The 7,709-nt window shown below is 66.5% G+C and carries 4 protein-coding genes; 3 read left to right on the top strand and 1 reads right to left on the bottom strand.

The features are described 5' to 3' along the window. Positions 1-568: 568 nt before the first annotated feature. Both ACFV0T_RS28425 and ACFV0T_RS28420 read left to right on the top strand, forming a co-directional pair. A complete protein-coding gene (locus ACFV0T_RS28425; RefSeq protein ID WP_385784950.1) occupies positions 569-2,953 on the top strand; it encodes a Helicase associated domain protein in 2,385 nt (794 codons plus the stop codon). A gap of 231 nt (positions 2,954-3,184) precedes the next feature. After that, on the top strand, positions 3,185-3,352 hold the full coding sequence (locus ACFV0T_RS28420; RefSeq protein ID WP_385784948.1) for a hypothetical protein: 168 nt from the start codon (positions 3,185-3,187) through the stop codon (positions 3,350-3,352). A 530-nt stretch (positions 3,353-3,882) separates the two neighbouring features. On the opposite strand, the gene ACFV0T_RS28415 is transcribed toward ACFV0T_RS28420, so the two are convergent. Beyond that, entirely contained in the window at positions 3,883-5,712 is a 1,830-nt protein-coding gene (locus ACFV0T_RS28415; RefSeq protein WP_385784945.1) for a serine/threonine-protein kinase, read from the bottom strand. Between the two features lie 1,129 nt (positions 5,713-6,841). Between ACFV0T_RS28415 and ACFV0T_RS28410 the strand changes: the two genes are divergently transcribed. Then, a complete protein-coding gene (locus tag ACFV0T_RS28410) occupies positions 6,842-7,483 on the top strand; it encodes a hypothetical protein (protein WP_385784942.1) in 642 nt (213 codons plus the stop codon). The last annotated feature ends 226 nt before the right edge of the window (positions 7,484-7,709 follow it).

Below are 7,709 nucleotides of genomic sequence, written 5' to 3'. Positions count from 1 at the left end.
CTGCAGCGGCAAGCCGCTGCAGAGCGAACGGTGGGGGCTGTGCCCCCACCGAATTCCCGCGCAAGCGCGGGAATTGAATTCCGTAAACGGAATTCCAAAACGCGGCAATTCGCGCAAGCGCGAATTAGGATATTCGCTGCGCGAATATCGGGGCGTCCGCTGCGCTCCCGCCCTTCCGGCTTCGCCGGAGCGGCGAGGTATGAGGGTGCATCACTCGTGGGCCTGTGTACGCTCTGGGGTTCCTGAGCATCACCCCTCGTGGGATGGTGACGGATCGTCATGGCGGACCGGTGCCGGCCTCCATCGCAGTGACGGGCTCCGCTGCGCTCCACCCGAACCCCGAGTCGCACCAGATGTGTGCGAGGATCTCGTGCAGTCAAACACGACAACGCGTCGGCATCGGACGGATTTGATCGCCTGCCAATCCCAGGGCGAGTAACGGATCGAAGCGTGATGCATCACTAGTGTGTAGTGTGTAGAGTCTGGTATTAGACGGCACCACACCAGCCGGGTCGGACTCCCCCACCAATATTGCGTGTCACATTCCGCGAAAAGGAGAGCACCGGGAATGGCCGTGAAGCTGCGTGACCATCAGGTTGAGGCTGTTGCTGCCATTGTGCGCGGTCTCGATGTCCCGCCGGGTGGTATTCCTGTGAGTGGCTTGCGCGGGCAGGTGCACGCTGCGTGCGGCACGGGGAAGACCGTTATGGCGGCTGCGGCGGCGAAGCGGCTCGCGCCGAGGGGGCGTGTGCTTGTTCTGGTGCCGACGCTGGATCTGCTGAGCCAGACCGTGCAGGCGTGGCACGAGGTCGGGCACACCGGGCCGGCTGTCGCGGTGTGTTCGCTGCAGGATGATCCGGAGTTGTGGAACCTGCGGGTGCGCTCCACCACGAACCCGATCCAGCTGGCGCTGTGGCACGGCTCAGGACCGGTGACCATCTACGCCACGTACGCGAGCCTGGGGGTCCTCGCGCAGGCCTTCGAGGGTGCCTACGGGCAGCAGCTCGCGCCGTTGGACCTGGTGGTGGTGGATGAGGCGCACCGCACGTCGGGGTCGATGGGTAAGGCGTGGGCCGCCGTGCACAACCAGGACGTCATCCCGGCAGCGCGGCGGTTGTATCTGACGGCGACGCCGCGGATCTGGCAGGAGCGGCCGGCACAGTGGGAAGTCGCGGAGGGTGTGCGGGATGCGTTGCCGCGGGAGATGGCCGCGTCCATGGACGACGAGACGGTGTTCGGGCCGGTGCTGTACAAGCTGAGCTTGGCTTCTGCTGTCTCCCGGGGTCTGCTCGCCCGCTACCAGATCATCGTCCTGGAGCTCCAGGACCCCCTCGTCACCCCCGAACGGCTGATGAGCGAGGAGCGCCAGGGCGAGGAGGTACGGGGGCAGCGGCTGGGAGCGTTGCAGGCTGCGTTGCTGCACACGATGGCGCAGCACGGTCTGCAGACGTGCATCACGTTCCATCACCGGACGATGGAGGCGCAGGCGTACGCGGAGGGGTTGGAGCGGGTGGCGGCGAAGCTGCACGCGGACCAGCCCGAGAGGTATCCGCGGGCGGTGTGGGCGGACTGGCTGTGCGGGGAGCATGTCCCGCAGCGGCGGCGGGAAGTCCTTGGTTCCTTCGGGTCCACGGCGCAGCGGGCTGTGCTGTCCAACTGTCGTGTCCTGGGTGAAGGCGTCGACATCAGGAGCGTGGACAGTGTCGCTCTGCTCGATCCGAAGGGTGCGCCGCACGACATCGTCCAGGCTATTGGGCGTGCTCTGCGGCAGAAGCCCGGGCAGGGGAAACTGGCGTCGCTGATCGTGCCGGTATTTCTTCAGCCCGGTGAGCAGCCGGAAGACATGTTCACCTCGGGGTCGTATCGGCCTTTGGTGAAAGTATTGGAAGGCCTGCGGGCTCACGATGAAGAGGCCGTCGAGCTGCTCGCTATCCCGCAGGAACCGCAGAAAGACGTTGCGCAGCCGTCCGTCTCCATCGGTGCGGCGCCTGAGGAAGGCGAGGCAGAATCCCGGCTATTGCTGCGGTTTGCGGCACCGCGGGATCCGGTGATGGTCGCGGAGTGGGTGTCGTTCAACGTGATCGACACCGAACGCCAGGACTGGGCCCGCGGCTGGGCCGCCCTACGCCGCTACACCGAACGCGAGGGGCACGCGAGGGTGCCGTACGAGCACAAGGAGGGGGCGACTCCGCTCGGGCAGTGGGTGGCGGAGCAGCGGCGGGCGTACGGGGCGGGGCAGATGAACGGTCAGCGCGCGCTCCGGCTGGAGAAACTCGGCATGGTGTGGAACGCGGCGGACGAACGGTTCCAGGAGAACCTTGCCGCCGCACGCGTGTACTTCGCAGAGCACTGGACGTTGTGCGCGCCGCGGACCGCGACCGCACTGGACCGGCCGCTGGGGCAGTGGCTGTCCAACCTGCGCCGCCCCGGAGCGCTGAACGGACACCCGGACTGGGCTGCCGCGCTCGAGGCGATCGACCCGGACTGGAACCCGGACTGGCCGGCCGACTGGCAACGCCACTACGCCGCCGTACACGAACTGCTGGGCGAGGAGGCCGGGGCGACCAAGCTTCAGCCGGGGGTCACGGTGCATGGGATGGACGTCGGGAAGTGGGTACAGAAAAACCGGCAGCCGGGTGTCTGGCAGGGGCTGGCGGACGGCCAGCGCGAACGCCTGCAGACGCTCGGCATCGTCCCCCTGCCGCTGCAGAAGGCACCCTCGAAGGCGTTCAAAGACGCTTCAGGGGCCTTCGAGCGCGGTATGGCGGCACTGGCCCAGTACGAGGCCCGTACCGGCACCGTGACCGTCCCCAGAACGCACGTAGAACGGCTCAGCGACGGCACCGAAGTCAAACTCGGAATCTGGCTGTCGAACACCAAAAGCAGGCGCGCCAAGCTGACCGCTGCCAGGCTCTCCGCGCTCGCCGCGCTCGGGCTGGAGTGGGCGGCGTAAGTCAAAAGTGCAGGAGCCCCTGGCACCAACAGGCAACATAGAAGATTCGCTGGGGCGCTAGGCGGATTTGTTGCTCGGTGTAGAGCTTGACTTCCTTTTCTGCCTGCGTCGGCTCACTAGGACGGCAGCCACGGCGATGAGCAAGGCAATTGTCGCCGATAGCACGATCCTGAAGATTACGTGAGACCAACTCCTCTCATGGTTCAGACCCTCGAGCACTCGAAGGAAAGTATGAGCCAGGAACAGTGCCACCAAGAGCGGGAGAAGATCCTTCAGGGGCTTCTTCATTCTGACATCCTTGATCGGATTTTCGGATTGCTGACGAAGGATCGGCGGGGCCATGAAGCGCCCACCGATCCTCTTGCGGAGGCTCTCTACATCACAGGAGTGACGATGTGATCTCCGGTGGCGTTTCCTCAGCTTGTGAGGGATTCCAAGTTGGCGGCCATATGTGTCAGGACCACGACGACCATCCGCCTCTGCCGCGCATTCTCCTTGCGCCTGCCTCCGGAGTGCGCCGGAAGGCCCGGCGCACAGCGTGGCGGCAGCCGCCGACACGCAACGAAGACCGGGACGCCCCATCCCCCGGCGGCGCGCCCACCCCACCCCGCCCGTCCCCTTCACCTTCTCTCTCTTCCTGGTCCTGGGGCGCGGGGGGGAGAGGGGGATGTCCGGCCTCCCGACCACACGGTTTCGGGCCGGTGACCTGGGCTGACGTGGCGGCCAGCCTCAGGGGGCGCAACCGTTGGCGCAACCCCTAGGCGCAAGGCTTGTCGCAACGCCGGGCCGGTCTGGACCTCCTGCGCAAGCGCCTCCTCCTGGCCGCGTGACCTCGGACCGCCGCCGACACAACAGTGACCCTCCGTCAAGCCAGCACCAAAAGTGGGCCAGATCCAAATGCAGCCGTTGCCGACATCCCCGCCAGGTGACTACTCACCCCAGGTCACACCCCCGCTCTGTGTGCCCTTGTAGTTCGTGTTCCACAGGGAGGGCGTTTGGGGAGTGCCAGGCTCCACGACCATCGATGCGATCCATTTTCCTGGCTGGGGTGGCGTGATGCCGCTCTTCTTACAGGGCGTTGTCTGGTGCTGGCCCACGTGTGTGAAGGTGACTGGACAGCGGGTGTAGATGCTGGTCACAGGGTCGGCGTTGGCGGCGTCCGCCAGCCAGATGAACACGGTGAATGTTCCGGTCTCCTCCGCCGTGTAGTCGCTCCAGATGATCACCTGGTTGTTGCTGTCAATCGAGATACAAGGGTTGATCTTGGCGTGCTGCGTACCGCTCTTGTCTACCGGGATCTGCTGACGGCAGTGCGGAGCCCCGGCGAAGTAGGACGCGGAGGCACTGACTGCGGCCGAAGCCCCTCCGTTTGCAGGTTGACCTGCGGCCGGGGACTGTCGAGTGGGCGCACTCGGGGATCCTCCGCTCGTCGATTGGTGGGCGGCAGGAGACGAGGGAATCGTGCTTGGGGTCGTTGCAACAGCCGACGGCGTGGATGAAGACGTGGTGGATCCGGCGGAGGCACCCGGAGTGCCGTGGTCGTCCTCACGCTGGGTCCACCACCAGCCTGCGGAGGCCAGCAGTGTGAGGGCAAGGGCGGCGGGGAGACCGGGAAGGAGCCAGCGGCGGTGCGTGCGCTTCGTCCGGTGCCCGCGAGGGGATACGGAGGGTGAGGAAGCAGCGGGTGCGGTGTCGGCTTGGTGGACGGCGGGGTTGGCGCCGTCACCATTCATTGAGGCTCCGGCCCGGCCCAGTTCGGGGGTGTCGTCCCGAACAGTGGCGACGGCGGTTGGCGCGAGGGCGGGCGTGACCTGCTCGATGGCCGGTGCGGTGGCATGCCGAGTGGTGGCCCGTGGGGTGGCACTGGTGTGTTCGGCGCCGCGCAGGGCGGCCAACTCGGCCACTGGGCCCGGCAGCCAGGCATCGGTGCCGAGCACAGTGACCATGTCGTCGGTCGGATCGACCAGTCGCTGCAGCAGTGCGGCCGGGGTCGGCCTGGCGGCCGGGTCCTTTGCCAGGCAGGGCGCAATGACGGCGTGAAGGTCGGCCAGCAGGCCGTCGAGGGTCGGCGGCTCGTGCATGGTGCGATAAAAGATGACGCTGGGGTCGGTGGTGTGCCGGCCGAAGGGGTTGTGCCCAGTGGCAGTGTGGGCGAGCAGCACTCCGAGCGAGAAGATGTCGGAGGCGGGCCCGATGGGCTGGTCCTGAATCTGCTCCGGTGACGCGAAGCCCGGGGTGCCGACGAATGCGCCGGGGGCGGTCATCGTGGTGGCGCCGGCCACTGCGGAGATGCCGAAGTCGATGACGCGCGGGCCGTTCGAGGTCAGGATGACGTTCGACGGCTTGAGGTCGCGGTGGACGACACCGGCCGCGTGGATTGCGGAGAGTGCCTCCACCAGTCCGGCGCCGAGGGCTCGTACCGACGACGCGGGCCACGGCCCATGCTGCCTCAGGGCCTGGTCGAGGGAGACTCCGGCCACATGGACGGTGGCAAGCCACGGCTCGTCGGCCTCGGCGTCGGCGTTCACGACGGCTGCGGTGTAGGCGCTGTTGACCTGGCGGGCGGCCTGCACCTCGCGGGCGAAACGGCGGCGGAACTCGGCATCGTCGGCGCGCTGCGGCCGGATCACCTTCACTGCGACCTTCATGCCGCCGGGGCTGCGGGCGATGTAGACCTCGCCCATGCCGCCCCGGCCGAGCCGTCCGACAATGCGGTACGGGCCTATCCGATGCGGCAACGGGGTGTTGTCCCAGTTCACGGCTGATCCTTCGTCAGTTTTGGCGGCCTGCACGCCAATTGAGCGCGGCGCGGAGTCGGGAGTCTGCCAACAGGGGGAATAGCCTGTCCATTCCGCTTCTGAAACCGTTCCGTTCCAGGTCTGCCGCGGTCCAGGAATCACGGCGAGACGCTCCGTGGGTCCTCGATGAAGCCGTCCCGGAGACTCTGACTGTGCGGACCCCGAGCGGCGGGTTGCGCGTGTACTTCGGGGTGGCTGATATACGCACCAAAGGGACAATCGGTGGATCTTGAAACTGGAAACTCCCTGGTCACAGCCGTGACCCTTGTGCCGATTTCCGGGCCGGGAACGGAGCCAGAACCACGTTGTTCCTACTCAACGCGCCCTCCGCAATCAAGTGTGGGCATGTGACCGAGATACGGGAGATCGGGGCCATGGCCCCGATGACACCGCCGAACGCGCCGTCATCCATCTGTCCGCCCTGCCCGACCGAGTCCAGCGTGTCGTCGTCGCCATCAACATGGACGTCGACACCGGCTTGACCTGCGGATCACTCACCCACGCCGCCCTGGCCATGGAATGCGTGACCGGCACCGGCTGGACCTTCAGCCCACCCGCAAACCCGGACATCCGCGCCGTGGTCATCGCGAGCTGTATCGGCACAATGTCAGCGGTGAACTCGTGTGGAAACTCCGCGCCTTCGGCCAGGGCTGGGCAGACGGACTCGACGGACTCGCCCGAGCCCACGGCGTAAACGTCGAATAGCGGGTACGGCGGGTGGGGCACCGCGTGCGGTGCCCCACCCTTCTCCTGTGCGCACTTAGTAGCCGGCGTCGTCCGGAGGGGCGAGCTTGGCCGCACCAGGGGCCGCCAGCAGAGTGGCCGCGACTACGGGCGTGGTGCTGGAAACAACGACGGCGACAGCGGACCCCCGGATTACGATGGTGCGTCAACGTGATCGGAGGGCGCCGAACCGGTATTCGCCTGGGTTCAACCGGGCGGCTGACCACAGCGGCAGTCATCGTCCGGGAGCCCGGCCTCCGGGCTCCCGGAACTGCGGCCAAAGCCGGTGTCAGAACCCCGTTAGCACATTGAATCGTCACTTTCGCGTACAGGGCCTGTCATGCACTGCCAAAGTGTTGCGATGCAAATGAGCGAGACATACGCCGAATCCATCGCCGTAGTGCTGCCTGTGATCCTGCTGGCGGCTGTCGTGGAGATGCGGGCCTTCGAGCAGCAGACGCGCACATGGTGGGCGGAAGTCCTTGCGCCCTTCATTGCCGCCGCGAGAACTGTTCCTGGCGGCGGCCACGAATGGACCGATGACGCCCGCAAGGAAGCCAGAAGCCACATCGAACGCTTAGCCAGGGACGACGTGCGCTTCGCCAATGCCCGAGTGCTGTCCGGCTTCATGGGCAGCAAGTTCATCGCGACGATGCTGGTCGCAGGCTGGTGGTGCATAACCACGGGGCTAATGGTCGTCACCGAGATCCGCATGCTGTGGTGGCTCGGTCAGCAAGAACCGACAGCCGATCCCGATCTTGCTGTCTTCGGTATGGCAGCCACGGGCGCGGGGCTAGCAATGCTGGTCGTAGCCCCCGTCGTCAGGGTCTTGGTCCTTCAAGTGGTGCCGCTTCGGGTGTCCACAATGTGGCAGCTGTGGCAAGAGTCCCGCAGGCTGGTGGCTGAGATTGACAAGGCCGACCGTGAAGCCGCCTCCCCCGCCACCACCCCCCATCCCATTGAAGGCAAGGACGACGCCATGCCCCAGAAGACCCTTCCCGCAGACTGAGGGTCCCGTTCGGCTATTTCCGGGCATCTGGGGGCATTCATGAATGGCGGTGAACCGGCCGAACGGATCGGCGCCAGCGCACCGCCCTGTACGGGACGGGTAACACCCTGCGGTGACCACCATCCAGGCTCGCCACGGCAGGACGCACCGCCGAAGTCCGCCGCCAGGACGGAGCAAAACGGTACTGACAGGCACTAACGGTAGCCGGCTTCGCGACATGAGCGGC

It is taken from the genome of Streptomyces sp. NPDC059582, assembly GCF_042735715.1.
Lineage (GTDB): Bacteria > Actinomycetota > Actinomycetes > Streptomycetales > Streptomycetaceae > Streptomyces.
Note: the sequence above shows the minus strand (reverse complement) of the source record. Positions and strands in the feature narration are given on the sequence as shown.